This window comes from Olleya aquimaris, from assembly GCF_003259525.1.
GTDB classification, from domain to species: Bacteria; Bacteroidota; Bacteroidia; order Flavobacteriales; family Flavobacteriaceae; genus Olleya; species Olleya aquimaris.
The window spans coordinates 186,012-200,228 of sequence record NZ_QLLO01000004.1; the positions used below are offsets into that span (position 1 = coordinate 186,012).

Annotated in this window: 11 protein-coding genes; 5 read left to right on the forward strand and 6 right to left on the reverse strand. The window is 31.6% G+C overall.

Going from position 1 to position 14,217, the window contains the following annotated elements; genetic code table 11:
- Nucleotides 1–11 precede the first annotated feature (11 nt).
- Nucleotides 12–1,607 (forward strand): peptide MFS transporter, encoded by a 1,596-nt coding sequence (locus LY08_RS07280; protein WP_111659787.1) that lies wholly within the window; start codon nucleotides 12–14, stop codon nucleotides 1,605–1,607.
- A gap of 102 nt (nucleotides 1,608–1,709) precedes the next feature.
- Nucleotides 1,710–2,261, forward strand: coding sequence for a thioredoxin family protein (locus tag LY08_RS07285; protein WP_111659788.1), 552 nt, complete (start codon nucleotides 1,710–1,712; stop codon nucleotides 2,259–2,261).
- Between the two features lie 5 nt (nucleotides 2,262–2,266).
- On the opposite strand, the gene LY08_RS07290 is transcribed toward LY08_RS07285, so the two are convergent.
- The 5 genes from LY08_RS07290 to surE form a co-directional block, all read right to left on the reverse strand.
- Nucleotides 2,267–4,240 carry a ComEC/Rec2 family competence protein gene (locus tag LY08_RS07290; protein WP_245907568.1) on the reverse strand — a complete coding sequence of 658 codons (1,974 nt, stop codon included), beginning with the start codon at nucleotides 4,238–4,240 and terminating at the stop codon, nucleotides 2,267–2,269.
- A gap of 78 nt (nucleotides 4,241–4,318) precedes the next feature.
- On the reverse strand, nucleotides 4,319–4,846 hold the full coding sequence (locus LY08_RS07295) for a C40 family peptidase (protein ID WP_111659790.1): 528 nt from the start codon (nucleotides 4,844–4,846) through the stop codon (nucleotides 4,319–4,321).
- A 3-nt stretch (nucleotides 4,847–4,849) separates the two neighbouring features.
- Complete coding sequence (gene lpxB, locus LY08_RS07300) at nucleotides 4,850–5,971, reverse strand: lipid-A-disaccharide synthase (RefSeq protein WP_111659791.1); 1,122 nt, start codon at nucleotides 5,969–5,971, stop codon at nucleotides 4,850–4,852.
- Between the two features lies 1 nt (nucleotide 5,972).
- Entirely contained in the window at nucleotides 5,973–6,254 is a 282-nt protein-coding gene (locus LY08_RS07305; RefSeq protein WP_111659792.1) for a hypothetical protein, read from the reverse strand.
- Nucleotides 6,244–7,020, reverse strand: coding sequence for a 5'/3'-nucleotidase SurE (gene surE / locus LY08_RS07310; RefSeq protein WP_111659793.1), 777 nt, complete (start codon nucleotides 7,018–7,020; stop codon nucleotides 6,244–6,246). The genes LY08_RS07305 and surE overlap by 11 nt, the downstream gene beginning before the upstream one ends.
- Before the next feature lie 154 nt (nucleotides 7,021–7,174).
- Here surE and LY08_RS07315 point away from each other — a divergent pair, with 154 nt between their 5' ends.
- From LY08_RS07315 to LY08_RS07325, 3 genes are all read left to right on the forward strand, one after another.
- Nucleotides 7,175–9,328, forward strand: coding sequence for a carboxy terminal-processing peptidase (locus tag LY08_RS07315; RefSeq protein WP_111659794.1), 2,154 nt, complete (start codon nucleotides 7,175–7,177; stop codon nucleotides 9,326–9,328).
- 8 nt (nucleotides 9,329–9,336) lie between these two features.
- The gene (locus LY08_RS07320) at nucleotides 9,337–10,431 is read left to right on the forward strand and encodes an ABC transporter permease (protein WP_111659795.1); all 1,095 of its coding nucleotides are present in this window, start codon (nucleotides 9,337–9,339) and stop codon (nucleotides 10,429–10,431) included.
- 123 nt (nucleotides 10,432–10,554) lie between these two features.
- Nucleotides 10,555–12,939: a GAF domain-containing protein gene (locus LY08_RS07325; RefSeq protein ID WP_111659796.1), complete on the forward strand. Its 2,385-nt coding sequence runs from the start codon at nucleotides 10,555–10,557 to the stop codon at nucleotides 12,937–12,939.
- On the opposite strand, the gene LY08_RS07330 is transcribed toward LY08_RS07325, so the two are convergent.
- On the reverse strand, nucleotides 12,936–14,204 hold the full coding sequence (locus LY08_RS07330) for a Pycsar system effector family protein (RefSeq protein WP_111659797.1): 1,269 nt from the start codon (nucleotides 14,202–14,204) through the stop codon (nucleotides 12,936–12,938). The genes LY08_RS07325 and LY08_RS07330 overlap by 4 nt on opposite strands.
- Nucleotides 14,205–14,217 lie beyond the last annotated feature (13 nt).

A 14,217-nucleotide genomic window follows, 5' to 3' on the forward strand; every position in this document is an offset into this window, starting at 1 on the left:
ATTTTACAATTATGGAATTTAAATTTGGAGGTTCAGAAACCAATCAAAAAACCGTATTAGGTCATCCGTCAGGATTATTTGTACTCTTTTTTACTGAAATGTGGGAACGATTTTCTTACTATGGGATGCGTGCACTTTTAGTGCTATTTTTAGTATCGTCAGTTTTAGATGAAGGTTGGGGCTGGGAACGAGCTGATGCTTTAGTTTTATATGCATGGTACACTGGTTTAGTTTATTTAACACCAATTATTGGAGGGTATTTAGCAGATAAATTTTTAGGGTATAGAAAGGCAGTAGTAATTGGTGCTTTTATTATGACTTTAGGACATGCCTCTATGGCTTTAGAAGGTATGGCTTCTGCATTCTTCTTTTTTGGATTAACATGTTTAATCATAGGAAATGGTTTATTTAAACCAAATATTTCATCTATGGTTGGGCAACTATACAAAAACCAAGGAAAAGAAAAAGATGCAGGATATACCATTTTTTATATGGGAATTAACGCAGGAGCCTTTTTAGGTATTTTACTTTGCGGATATATTGGAGAGTCTCCAGATTGGGGTTGGCATTATGGATTTGGATTAGCAGGAATATTCATGTTTTTAGGAATGTTACAATTTTATTTTGCTCAAGGTATTTTTGGAAACATAGGAAACACACCTAAAGCACAATTAAAAATTGATGATGCAATAGAAAACTCTTTAGAGTCTGTTGAAGATGATATTGAAGATGTGGTTGATGAAGCTAAAAAATCTAAAGTAACTAGAGACCGATTAACTGTAATTGGGATTTTTGCATTATTTACTGTTTTCTTTTGGTGGGCTTTTGAACAAGCTGGGGGATCGATGACCATCTTTGCAAAAGACTATACAGATAGAGCTTTAGCAGGTGATGCAGCCATGACATTTAAAATTGTTAATACCATTATAACCTTAGTGCCAATGGTGGTTATAACTTGGGTATTAGCATTGTTGTTTAAACAGACTTTTGGTAAATATGCACTATCAAACGTCTGGTTAGCACTTAGTTTTGTAATTATTTGGATAATAGTAATATACATGTTAAATAAACAATTTAATGATCCTACAGCAGAAGTGCCAGCCTCTTGGTTCTCTGTACTAAACTCATTATTTATTATACTATTTGCACCAGTATTCTCTAAAATATGGGAAAGCAAATACAATCCATCAGGACCAGTAAAATTTGCATTAGGATTATTATTAGTTGGGTTAGGATTTGGAGTGTTAGCTTACGGATCTGCAGCTATTCCAGATGGTGCAAAAACTGCTTCTGTAAGTTTAATGTTTTTAGTGTTTGCTTATTTATTGCACACTTTAGGAGAGTTATGCGTGTCTCCAGTAGGATTATCTTATGTTAGTAAATTAGCACCTGCAAAACTAGTAGGTATGATGTTTGGTATATGGTTTGTATCTAACTTTTTAGCAAATCTTTTAGGAGGTTTAACAGGAAGTTATATGGATCCAATCATGGAAGAACACGGACTTTCAACTTTCTTTTTAATCTTTACAATTATTCCAATAGTAGCAGCAGTAATTATGCTTGTGCTTAATGGAACTATTAAAAAGAAAATGCACGGAGTTAAATAAAAAAATCTTAAATAGATCTAAAACGCCTCAATTTATGAGGCGTTTTTATTTTTTTGTAACTTTGGAATGCTATTTGCAACTGCACAATAAAACACATAAATAATGAAACATATACTTTTAGTCTTAACTATGCTATTTACATATAGTGGTATAGCACAAGATCAAATTAATTGGATAACGCTTGAAGAAGCAGTCGAGCTTCAAAAAACAGAACCTAGAAAAATAATAATGGATGCCTACACCACTTGGTGTGGACCTTGTAAGTTATTAGATGCACGTACATTTACAAACAAAGATTTAATAGCCTACATTAATAAAAATTACTATGCAGTAAAGTTTAATGCTCAGGGTAATGACACAGTGACTTTTAAAGGTAAAACCTATACTAATCCAAAGTATAATCCTGCAAAAGCCAAAACTAGAAACTCGTCACACGAGCTAGCTATTGCTTTAGGGATTAGATCGTATCCTACTTTATTATTTTTTGACGAAGACGCCAATTTAATTACTCCTGTTATAGGTTATAAAACACCACAACAACTAGAGTTATATTTAAAAATGTTTACGTCTAACAAGCATAAAGACATGAAAACACAAGCAGACTTTGATAAGTATTACAAAGAGTTTAAAGCCACGTTTAAGGACAACGCTTAGTCTACTTAATAATGTATAATAAAAGCTCCTGTTTTACCAGTTTGGTAATATGGGAGTTTTTGTTTTATGCAAGTGTTATTCCAACGATTAATATAAGATTTGTAATTATTACCATCTGCAATAATGGCTTTAGGTTGCAAGCTATCTATTAATCTGTTTAGATTTAATTTTGGTGATTGAGTCAATAAAACATAGTCTATTGTAACATTTTTTACATTAAAAACGCCTAAACTATCCACTACCAAAAGATGCTTATCGTTTATTTTATAGATTGGATTTAATGGTGTTGATGGTAATGTGTTTAACGAATTTTTGACACTATAACTTCTTATAATTGTATTGCTTTCTGCATTTTCTAAATCCGAATAAACCGCCAATTGGTCATTGTGTTTTAGACCTAATAAAGTAGATCTGTTTTTATGAAATACTATAAAAGAATCTCCTTTAGTTTTATAATAATTTAATATAAAAGTAGCTTGAAAAACTATTAAGGCAATTAAAGAAAATTGCATCCATTTATAATTTTTTTGATAGTAAAGTTTATAGATAGAAAATATCAAAACATAAGACACAACAACTTGTAAAATAGTAAAAGGTATGTCTAAAATTAAAAAGTCCTCTTGATTAGATATCCAGCCAAAAAACTGATTCATCCAATTAATAACTAGACCAAATGCATCAGACAAAATGGTTTGTGGAGTACCAAATAACGACAAGGTAATTACTAGTAAACCCAAACCTAAAATTACTCCTAAAAAAGGAATGACTACTAAATTTGATAGCCAAAATAAACTAGGAAATTGATGAAAGTAATATAAACTTATTGGAATAATACCAAATTGTGCAGAAACTGTTACTGTTAGAGTTTTCCATAATAAATTAACTAATTTGTGTTTTGGTGACCACAATCGTTCTAAAATTGGTTGAAAACTTACAATAGCAATTACTGCAGCATAACTTAACTGAAATCCAACATCAAATAAAAAATTAGGTTTAATTAATAGTAATATAAAAACCGAAATAGCTAAAGTGTTATAGATATTAGTAGAACGCTTTAAATTCATACCAATAGCTACAATACTAAACATAGTAGTCGCTCTAATGATAGAAGCCGAGCCTCCTGCAATTAAAGCATAGATCCATAATAAAATCAAAAGAATACCTGTTTTAATAATGTGACCGTTTTTAAAACGCTCTACTGGTTTAAACACAACATTTAGAATCAACAAGATAATACCAACATGTAATCCAGAAACAGCTAATATATGGATGGCTCCTGCATTAGTGTAATTGTCATAAACTTCCTTAGTAATATTCTGTCTTTGACCCAATATTAGAGCGTTAATAATAGATAGTTGGTCATTAGTATAATTATAACCGCTTAATCTTTCATTTATATAATTTCTAAATTTAGCTGCATACCCAAATAAAGTTTGTGAGTCGTTTTTTAATGGTAAAATTTGTTTTGAATTAACATACAATTGGTGGTGTACTTGCTGTTTTTCTAAATAATTTTTATAGCTAAATTGATCTGGATTTAAAGGTGCTTTAATGTCAACTAAATCAGAATTAGTGATGTAAATAGCATCAATTGGAAGATTGGATTGTAAACTATCTTTTTCAACATTTATCAAAGCTTTACCTGTAACTTTAGTTGAATTTACTTTTAAAACATCTACATAATATCGTTCACTAAAAGCGTTAGGCTTTAGTAATTCTCTAACTTTAAACGTAATTGTGTTATCAGACGAGTTTTCAGTTAAATAATGTGAGAAATGATTTAAATTCTGAATGTCTTCATTACAATTAGTAATAAACACACCAAATGCTATAAAGGTCAAATAAGTAGATATGCCAAAGAGATAAATATGGCTTTTTTTCTTTTTTACAATGAAATAAAGCCCAACAGAAATTAAAGTAAAACCAATAGAAAAAAGGAAACTATTAAGTATGCTTATACTAAATAGCTTGGATAGCATGATACCAATAATCAAGCATAATGTAAATTTTATTATTGAAAATTTAAGAAGCTTCACTTCTCTAATATATAAAATTTCTTACAAAACCCGACGTGCTTGTACAAATGCAAAATACCAGTAGCGCTCAGACAATAAAGACGTCATCACACCTTTACTAGTACTAGCGTGTACAAACTCGATACGTTCTGGTCTTACCGAAGTGACCAATCCAACATGGTTAACACTTCTGCTATTTTTTCGGGTGGCAAAAAATAGTAAATCGCCTTTTTGGACTTCTTTTAAATCTACCCAATCGCCATGTTTAGAAAGCGCACTAGTGGTTCTGGGCATTTTAATGTTTTCTTGGATAAATGCAGTGTGTATTAAACCAGAGCAGTCCATCCCTTTAGAGGTGGTTCCGCCATATTTATACTTAACACCTTCATAGGCTAACGCATTTTTAACCACATTATCTGTGGTGCTGTTAGAGGTAGTACTAGTACTTGTATTTGGTTTGGTAGATACTTTAGTAGTTTTAGTTTTTTTTGTGGTAACTACGCGTTTGCTTTTTGAAGCACCACAAGAAAACACAATTATTAGTAGTAGGAATAGGGCAATTTTTTTCATGTATTAGTCATTGTCTTTTATAGCATCAAAAATTAACTGTGCAGTATTTTGGCTGGCACCTTTTCCGCCTAATTTTTTTTCTAACTCGTAATAATTTATAAAAAATTTAGTACGCTCGTAGTCGTCTAAAATAATATCTAATTCTTTTTTAAGTCGCTTCTTATTAAAGTCGTTTTGAATCAATTCGGTCACCGCTTCTTTATCCAAAATTAAGTTAACTAAGCTAATGTAGTCTAGGTTTACTACACGTTTTCCAATTTGGTAAGACACCCAACTCCCTTTATAACAAACCACTTGTGGTACTTTAAATAAAGCGGTTTCAAGCGTTGCAGTACCTGAAGTAACTAAAGCTGCAGTCGATAAGCTTAATAAGTCGTAGGTTTTATTACTTATAAAATGCACGTTAGATTGTTTAATGAATGTTTGGTAAAAACTAAAGTCTTGGCTTGGTGCACCAGCAATCACGAACTGGTAGTTTGGGTAGTCATCCACTACACTTAACATAACCGATAGCATTTTAGTAATTTCTTGCTTTCTGCTTCCTGGTAATAAGGCTATTATTGGTTTTTCGCTTAAGCCATGCGTGGCTCTAAACTCAAACTCATCTACTTGCGTACGACTAGAAATAGCATCAATTAAAGGGTGTCCAACAAAGTGTACAGGATAGTTGTGTTTGTCTTCGTAAAACGCTTTTTCAAACGGAAGTATCACATACATCGCATCAACATCTCGCTTTATGGCTTTAATGCGTCCTTCTTTCCAAGCCCAAATCTGAGGAGAAATGTAATAATGCGTCTTAAACTGTTTGTGTTTTGCCCATTTAGCAATGCGTAAATTAAATCCTGGATAGTCTATAAAAATAATCACATCTGGATTATAATTGGCAATATCAGACTTACAAAAAGATAGATTTTTGGCAATAGTTCTTAAATTCATAATAACTTCAGAAAAACCCATAAAAGCTAATGCTTTATAGTGTTTTACTAAAGTCCCTCCAACACTCTGCATTAAATCTCCGCCCCAAAATCTAAACTCTGCATTAACATCTTGTTTTTGCAGTGCCTTCATGAGGTTAGAGCCATGTAAGTCTCCAGAAGCTTCGCCAGAAATAATATAATATTTCAATCTAAAATCTATTTATTATAAAAATTAATCCAATTATTAGTGTGGCTATTAACACACCTTTGGCTTTGTCGTCTTGTTTTTTATTTAAAAACAAAAAGAACAAGCCTAAATTTAATAATGCACCTAAGCTAACCAATTTGCCAACAAATTTAAACTGCAAGGCTTGTTTAATGGTTTCTTCAATTCCAAATTTAGAAAACAAAACAATGTACAAAATCACACCAATACAGGTAGAAATTATACCAAGTATAAACCCTAAAATTATGTCTTTTTTATTGTTCAAAGTGCCAAGTATTTAATTGTTGTATATAGTGGTGAGCTGTTAAATCAAATTGCACAGGTACTACAGATATATGTCCTTCTGCTAGTGCGTGTTCATCGGTATCAGTGCCTTTATCGTAATTTACAAATTCACCAGTTAACCAAAAATAGTCTCTGCCTTGAGGTGTTTTACGTTTATCAAATTTTTCTTTCCAATTAGCGCGTGCTTGTCTACAAATTTTTATGCCTTTAATATCTTTTTCTTTGAGATTAGGAATATTAACATTTAAAACAACACCCTCTGCCATACCATGCTTTAACGCGTTTTCGGCAATTTGTCTCACATACTTTTTTGAAGCTTTAAAATTAGCATCCCAACTGTAATCTAACAACGAAAATCCAATTGCAGGAATACCTTCTATTCCAGCTTCGACAGCAGCACTCATCGTACCAGAGTAAATCACATTAATAGAGCTGTTAGACCCATGGTTAATACCAGATACACATAAATCTGGACGTCTGTCTAACACCTCGTTAATAGCAATTTTTACACAGTCTGCAGGTGTGCCAGAACAACTATATTGTTGTGTTTTATCTCCTTTTTTAGAAACTTTATCCAAATGTAGCACGCTATTTATGGTTATGGCGTGACCCATTCCGCTTTGCGGACTATCAGGAGCCACAACAACAACATCACCCAAGGTTTCCATAACTTCTATTAAAGTTAAAATTCCTGGTGCTGTTATCCCATCATCATTGGTCACTAAAATTAGTGGTCTTTTACTCATAAAAAGAAGATTTTTTAACGTAGCTAAAATACATAAAATCTTACGTAACCACTCAATTTAATTAGTTTAACAAAAAATTAGCGGGTTTAGATTTTATTGGCATGGTTTTTTCTTTACTTTAGTGGAAATTTCCCAAATAAACAAAAAGAGACAGATGAAAAGGAATTATAATATTATTTTACTAGTGCTAGTTTTAGCATTTGGATCTTGTAGTTTTACTACTAAAGTCGAAGATAATCCAGATAAAGACAAGTTGTTAATTCAAATTATAACCTTGGCTTTAGACCAGTTACACTTTGAACCAAAACAATTAAATGATGCGTTTTCAGCTGAAATTTACTCTGATTACTTAGAATTAGTAGACCCATTAAAACGTTATTTTTTACAGTCAGATATTGACGAATTTAAAAAATATGAAACGGAAATTGATGATCAATTAAGAGCTTATGATATTTCGTTTTTTAATGTAGTACATGAGCGATTAATTCAACGTCAACAAGAAGCAAAACAATATTATAAGGACATTTTAGCTAAACCTTTCAACTTCAATGAAGATGAAGTGTATAATGCAGATTACGAGTCGTTACCTTATGCTAAAAATAAAAAAGCATTAAAAGAACGTTGGAGACAACAGTTAAAATTTAACACGCTTACAGGTTATGATGCGCTAGTAGATCAGCAAAATGAAGAACCTAAAGAAACAAGTGATGAAGCATCACCATACGAGACCGTAGAAAAAAAATCTTTAAAAGAATTAGAAGAGGAAGCTAGAAACGAAACCCTAAAAACGCTTGATAATTACTTTACAGATTATATAGAAGACATGGATCGTGAAGATTGGTTTTCTATGTATGTTAATACTATTGTAGAAGAGTTTGATCCACACACCTCTTACATGGCTCCAACAGATAAGGATAGATTTGACCAACAAATGTCAGGTAAGTTAGAAGGAATTGGAGCGCGTTTACAAAAGAAAATGGACTACATTAAAATAGTCGAGTTGATTTCTGGAGGACCAGCTTGGAGAGATGGGCAAATAGAAGTGGGAGACGTTATTATGAAAGTACGTCAGGATAAAGAAAAAGAAGCAGTTAGCGTTGTTGGTATGCGTATTGACGATGCTATCAAATTAATAAAAGGACCTAAAGGCACTAAAGTGGTTTTAACCATGAAAAAAGTGGATGGAACCATTGAAGACTATACCATTACTAGAGATATTGTAGAGCTTGAAGAAACTTATGCAAAATCTTCAATTGTAAAAAAAGAAGGTAAAAACTACGGAATAATAAACTTACCTAAATTTTATGTCGATTTCGAAGATTATAAAAACCGAAACGCTGCAACAGATATCAAATTAGAAATTGAACGTCTTAAAGAGCAAGGTATTGAAGGGTTAGTTTTAGACTTACGTAATAATGGAGGTGGTTCTTTAAGAACTGTGGTAGACATTGCTGGATTATTTATTAAAGATGGTCCAATAGTACAAGTACGCTCTACCGACGAGCCAAAAGAAATACTAAGAGATACCGATAAGTCTATTGTTTGGGATGGACCTTTAGTGATTATGGTAAACGAATTGTCTGCATCTGCATCAGAAATTTTAGCAGCAGCCATGCAAGACTACAAGCGTGCTATTATTATTGGAAGTAACCAAACCTATGGTAAGGGAACTGTGCAAAATGTATTAGACCTAAACCGTATGGTGCGTAATAGCTCTCACGGAGACTTAGGTGCTTTAAAATTAACACGTCAAAAGTTTTACCGTATTAATGGTGGATCTACACAATTAGAAGGTGTAAAAAGTGATGTGGTAGTACCAGATCGTTATAGCTTTATAGAAATAGGAGAACGTGATCAAGAAAACCCGTTAGCTTGGGATAAAATTGCACCAGTAGATTATGAAGAATGGGATAGATATTTTGACTACGATCGTACCATTGCTAAAAGTAAAGAGCGAATGGCTAACAATGAGCAGTTAAAATTAATCGAGAACAATGCACGATGGGCAAAAACAAAAATGGATGAAAACACTTACTCGCTTAACTACGAGAAGTACAAGTCTAAGTTAAAGTTAAATGAAGAAGAAGCTAAGCAATTTGATGCTATTTCAGATTATAAAACAGACTTAACGTTTCAGTCGTTACCATACGAGCAACAATTGTTTGAACAAGATACTATATTACGTGATAAGCGTACAAGATGGCACGAAAACTTAAGTAAAGATGTTTATGTTGAAGAAGCATTAAATGTGCTAAACGACTTAAAAATGACTTACGAAATTAAGAAAGTAGCCACTTTAAAAGATTAAAACAATCAATGAGTCAACAAACACACTCATTATCTCAATTAGCGCTTCAAAAGTTTAAAAAAAACTTTTGGGGCGTTTTTAGTTTAGTCTTTATTGGATTAATCGGGTTGGTTTCTGTGTTTGCCTATGTGTTTGCACCAGATGCTTCTCAACATGCAAACCAGATGCATGTGACAATACACTCTAAATCACCCGGATTTAGTGTGGATATGTTAACTATTCCCTCTCAAATAAAAAATGACCAATCTTTTTTAGATAAAGTATTTTTTGGAAATAAAAATACAGATACCGAAATCCCAATTTCTAACTACAGTATAAACGGAAATCAATTAACATACACAGAATATGCGTCAGACGGTTTAGAAGGTGTTACCAAAACAATTAATGCAAATTTTATTAATCAAAATTCAGCAAAACAGTATATAAAAAAAGTAACCTTCTATTTAGGGACCGATAAATATGGTCGCGATTTACTTAGCAGATTATTAGTAGGTGCTCGTATTTCGTTTTTTATAGGTTTTGTAGCTGTATTTATATCTTTAGTAATTGGCATAATAATGGGTAGCCTAGCAGGATATTATGGTGGAAAAGTAGATGCATTAATTATGTGGATTATTAATGTTACCTGGTCTATCCCGACGTTATTACTTGTTATTGCAATCACATTAGCACTAGGTAAGGGGTTTTGGCAAGTATTTATTGCAGTTGGATTAACCATGTGGGTAGAGGTGGCAAGAGTAGTAAGAGGACAAATAATAAGTGCAAAACAAATGCAGTATGTCACTGCAGCACGTGCATTAGGATTTAGTGATTTTAGAATTATTTCAAAACATATTTTACCAAACATACTGGCACCTGTTATTGTTATAAGTGCGGCTAATTTTGCAGCAGCTATATTAATAGAATCTGGACTAAGTTTTTTAGGTATTGGCGCACAACCACCTATGGCTAGTTGGGGAGCTATGATAAAAGACCATTATAATTATATAATTTTAGGCAAACCTTATTTAGCTGTTTTACCAGGACTTTGCATTATGCTTTTAGTTATGGCGTTTATGTTAATAGGTAATGCATTACGTGATGCACTTGATGTTAAGCATTAAAAACTCTTCAGCACTAAATTAACATTTACAATCACTTAATTAAATAAATAGTAATTCTTGTCAACTTGTTAAAATAAGTACGACTAACCTATATAATCCGTATTTTTGAGTATTAGGATAACTATGATTAAAGATTTAAACGATAACACAAACCTTCCATTTTCGCTACAAGTTAGTTTTAATAAACTAATTGAGCGATATGAAGTCTTGGCAAAAAGTAAAGATCAATTTATTGCTGCCAGAGCTAAACATATATTAGAAGTTCAAGAACCTTTTGCAGAATTAAGAGAAGGGTTTAGTGAGGTGTCTATATTAAATAAACATAAAGACGTTATTCAAATTCTTTTACAAGATGCTTTTAGCGAGGTGTTAAGTTTAAACGAAATTAAAACTGCTAGTGTACCTTATCATAACTTTATTTTCAATGCTTCTCAACGTTTTGAAAATATTTTAAAAACAGCAGGACCTGACTTTGAATTAGTTATTAAAAACATGCCTGAAAACGATTGGTATATTTTAGGCTGTACCATAATTATGAATTTCTGTTATGGATATAATGCAAATTTTAAACGTCCATTATATTATGAAATTCCTGATGCAAATGGTATAATTAGAATATATAAAATCTTGTACAATGCAGACTTTATGGAAATTATTCCAACTGCTAAAGCACCTAAATTAACTGAAGAAGATTTTCATGAACTTTTAGATAATTTTGATAATATAGACTTATGGAAAGAAAAATTTCCTCCAAACAGTTATGTTTCAAAAGGATTTGTAATTTCTAATATTTTTGATGTCACAGACGATCAAGCCATTTCTGATATTAAAACCACGTTAATTGGAAGCAATAAACGAAAGGACAAAAGGTTTATGGCAGAATTTCAGAATGTATTTCGTTCTTTATTAAATGTCAATGACTTACAAGTAGGTTTTTCCATATATAATGAAGAAGAAAATAGTTTAATGCAAGTTCATGATTCTGGTATTAGTAGTTTTTTATTACAAGCTAAAGAAGAGTTTAATTGCGAAAATTTATTCTGTCATTTTAGTTGTGATAAAATTTTAAAAGACAAAACTAATTTTGCCATTTCGGACGTAGATAAAAATTTAAAACAATCTAAAGGAGAGGTACCACAAGTTAAAATTTTAAAAGCACAAGGATTTAAAAGTGCAATTTTTGCTCCTATTGCAGAACATGGAAAATTGTTGGCTGTTCTAGAATTAGTGTCCAAAACTCCAAGAGCTTTAAACAGTATAAACTCTAAGAAATTAGAAGATGTTATGCCTTTTATACTGTCTGCTGTTAAGCGCTCTAAAAGAGAAGAAGAAAATTTAATTCAAGCCATTATACAACGCGAGTGTACCTCTATACATCCAAGTGTAAAATGGAAATTTGAGAAAGCTGCTAGACGATTTATTACAGAAGAACACCAAGGGAATGAAAATCCAACTTTTAGCAAAATTAGTTTTGATAATGTATATCCTTTGTTTGGTCAAATAGATGTTAAAGGATCATCAGATGCCAGAAACAATGCTACACAAAAAGACTTATCGCTTCAACTTAAAATGGTAGAGCGTATAGTTAATACTGCTTTTGAAACTGAAAAGCTACCTATATTTGAACAATTATTGTTTCAGATAGAAACCTATACTAATATTTTAAACACAGATTTTAAAGTAGATAGCGAACAAAAAATAACTCAATTTTTTCTAAATGAAATTGAACCTCTTTTTAAATATCAATTAAAATCAAAAACGTACTTATCTGAAGCTATTGAAGATTATTATAATAAAGTAGATGACAACCTAAATGTTATTTATTATTACCGTAAAAATTACGATGACACCATTAGTTTGATTAATAAAAACATGTCATCCTTACTAGATAGAAAACAAATAGAAGCTCAAAATATGTATCCACATTTTTTTGAACGCTACAAAACAGACGGAGTTGAGCATAATTTATATATAGGCGAGTCTATTACCAAAGAAAACTCATTCAATAAAATCTATTTATATAATTTAAGATTATGGCAATTGCAAGTCATGTGTGATATGGAAAATGCGTATTATAATCATCAAAACGAGTATCCATTAGCACTGGATGTTGCTTCTATGATTTTAGTATTTAACCAACCATTATCCATTAGATTTAGAACAGACGAAAAACACTTTGATGTTGATGGAACTTACAATGCCAGATATGAAGTAGTTAAAAAGCGTGTAGATAAAGCAAACATTAAAGGTACAGAAGAGCGTGTTACAGATAAAGGTAAATTAACCATAGTTTACTCGCAAAAAGAAGACGAGATAGAGTATCTAAAGTACGTCAACTTTTTACAAGCTAAACACAAATTGGGTGATGAGGTTGAAATTTTAGAATTAGAAGATTTACAAGGTGTTACTGGTTTAAAAGCAATACGTGTCAATATTTTGTATCACAAAGAATCTAATGACAAAGAGTTTTACACCTATGATGATTTAATGAACGAAATTAAATCTTAAACGATATAAGTCGCTTTTAAATCTTCTGTTTTAGGAGTAATAATTTGTACTTCAGTAGTTTCTAATACATCCTGTATGTTTGCGCCAGGATTGTTTTTTACTGCAACACCAAAAGCAATTAACGAAGCAATTATACCTATCATAAACACTGTATAAGTAACACGTAGTAATCGGTATTTACGTTCTAAAACCTTACCTAAAAAGTATAAATCTTTAGTTAAAGAGCTATAAACATAATCTTTATCTTTTAGCATTTCGTTTATGGCCCATTCAAACTCATTTAGTTCCATTTTATGAAAATTACCAAAAAACGTTAAGTTAACTTTTTTGTTTTCAACATCTTCTTTGGTAAACTGACCACTGGTTACATTTGGTCGTGTCGCAATTATGGACATAATCATAGATATAACACTAAATAAAGTAAAAATAATAGTTGGCCAAGTTAAGTAAGGATTGGTGTCTAACTTAGAGATTAAGTTAGCTAAAACCACAGATATTATAATAGCATTTACAGATAGCAATATGTTAGCTTTAGTATCTGCAATATCACTAAGTTTTATGTGGTTACGTAAAGCGGTTCTATAAAAAGACTGTATAGCACGCTCTGGGCTATCATTTTTAAACTGTGCCTTATACTTAGCTTTAAGTTTTTCTGTTTTAAGTTTAGTTTTTTGTTTCTTTTTGGTTTTAATTAATTTGGCTAGATTTTTTTCTTTTCTTTTCTGCCAATTCTGTAATGCGTAATCTGTGTAGTAAGAGTGTTTTTTAGACAATACTCTTATGTTTTCATCTAACCATTCTCTTGGCGAATAATTTGCAACACCTGCTAGTTCTAATTCTTTTCTTAAAAACTCACTAGCTTCCGGAAAGTATTTTTTTCCAAAGTGAGAGGAGTCTGCATCACGTAATATTTTTTCAAGTTCGTTTTGTGGTTGGGTATCAAACTTAGTAGCCATAATACAGTCTTCAACTTGCTTTATGGTTTTTTCTGCTACACCTTCATCAGATAAAAATTTACGCGCTATTTCTGCGCTAACTTCTTCGTGTCCAGCTCGTGTTTTGACATATCCTACATCATGAAGCAGTGCAGCTAATTGTAAAACTTCTGCATCCTTAACATCAATTTTAGAATTATCTATAATTTCTTTTGTACTTTTAAATACACGTAAAGTATGTGTATGATTATGGTAGACAATAGTGTTAGGTAGCTCATTTTTAAAGAGTTCGAAAACAAATGCTTCAGTTTTTTCTATGATTTTAGACATATATACGTGTTTT

Bases quoted from the DNA above. Each gene is read 5' to 3' on its own strand.
- LY08_RS07280 (WP_111659787.1), top strand. From the start codon at position 12: ATGGAATTTAAATTTGGAGGTTCAGAAACCAATCAAAAAACCGTATTA.
- LY08_RS07285 (WP_111659788.1), top strand. From the start codon at position 1,710: ATGAAACATATACTTTTAGTCTTAACTATGCTATTTACATATAGTGGT.
- LY08_RS07290 (WP_245907568.1), bottom strand. From the start codon at position 4,240: ATGCTATCCAAGCTATTTAGTATAAGCATACTTAATAGTTTCCTTTTT.
- LY08_RS07295 (WP_111659790.1), bottom strand. From the start codon at position 4,846: ATGAAAAAAATTGCCCTATTCCTACTACTAATAATTGTGTTTTCTTGT.
- surE (WP_111659793.1), bottom strand. From the start codon at position 7,020: ATGAGTAAAAGACCACTAATTTTAGTGACCAATGATGATGGGATAACA.
- LY08_RS07315 (WP_111659794.1), top strand. From the start codon at position 7,175: ATGAAAAGGAATTATAATATTATTTTACTAGTGCTAGTTTTAGCATTT.
- LY08_RS07320 (WP_111659795.1), top strand. From the start codon at position 9,337: ATGAGTCAACAAACACACTCATTATCTCAATTAGCGCTTCAAAAGTTT.
- LY08_RS07325 (WP_111659796.1), top strand. From the start codon at position 10,555: ATGATTAAAGATTTAAACGATAACACAAACCTTCCATTTTCGCTACAA.
- LY08_RS07330 (WP_111659797.1), bottom strand. From the start codon at position 14,204: ATGTCTAAAATCATAGAAAAAACTGAAGCATTTGTTTTCGAACTCTTT.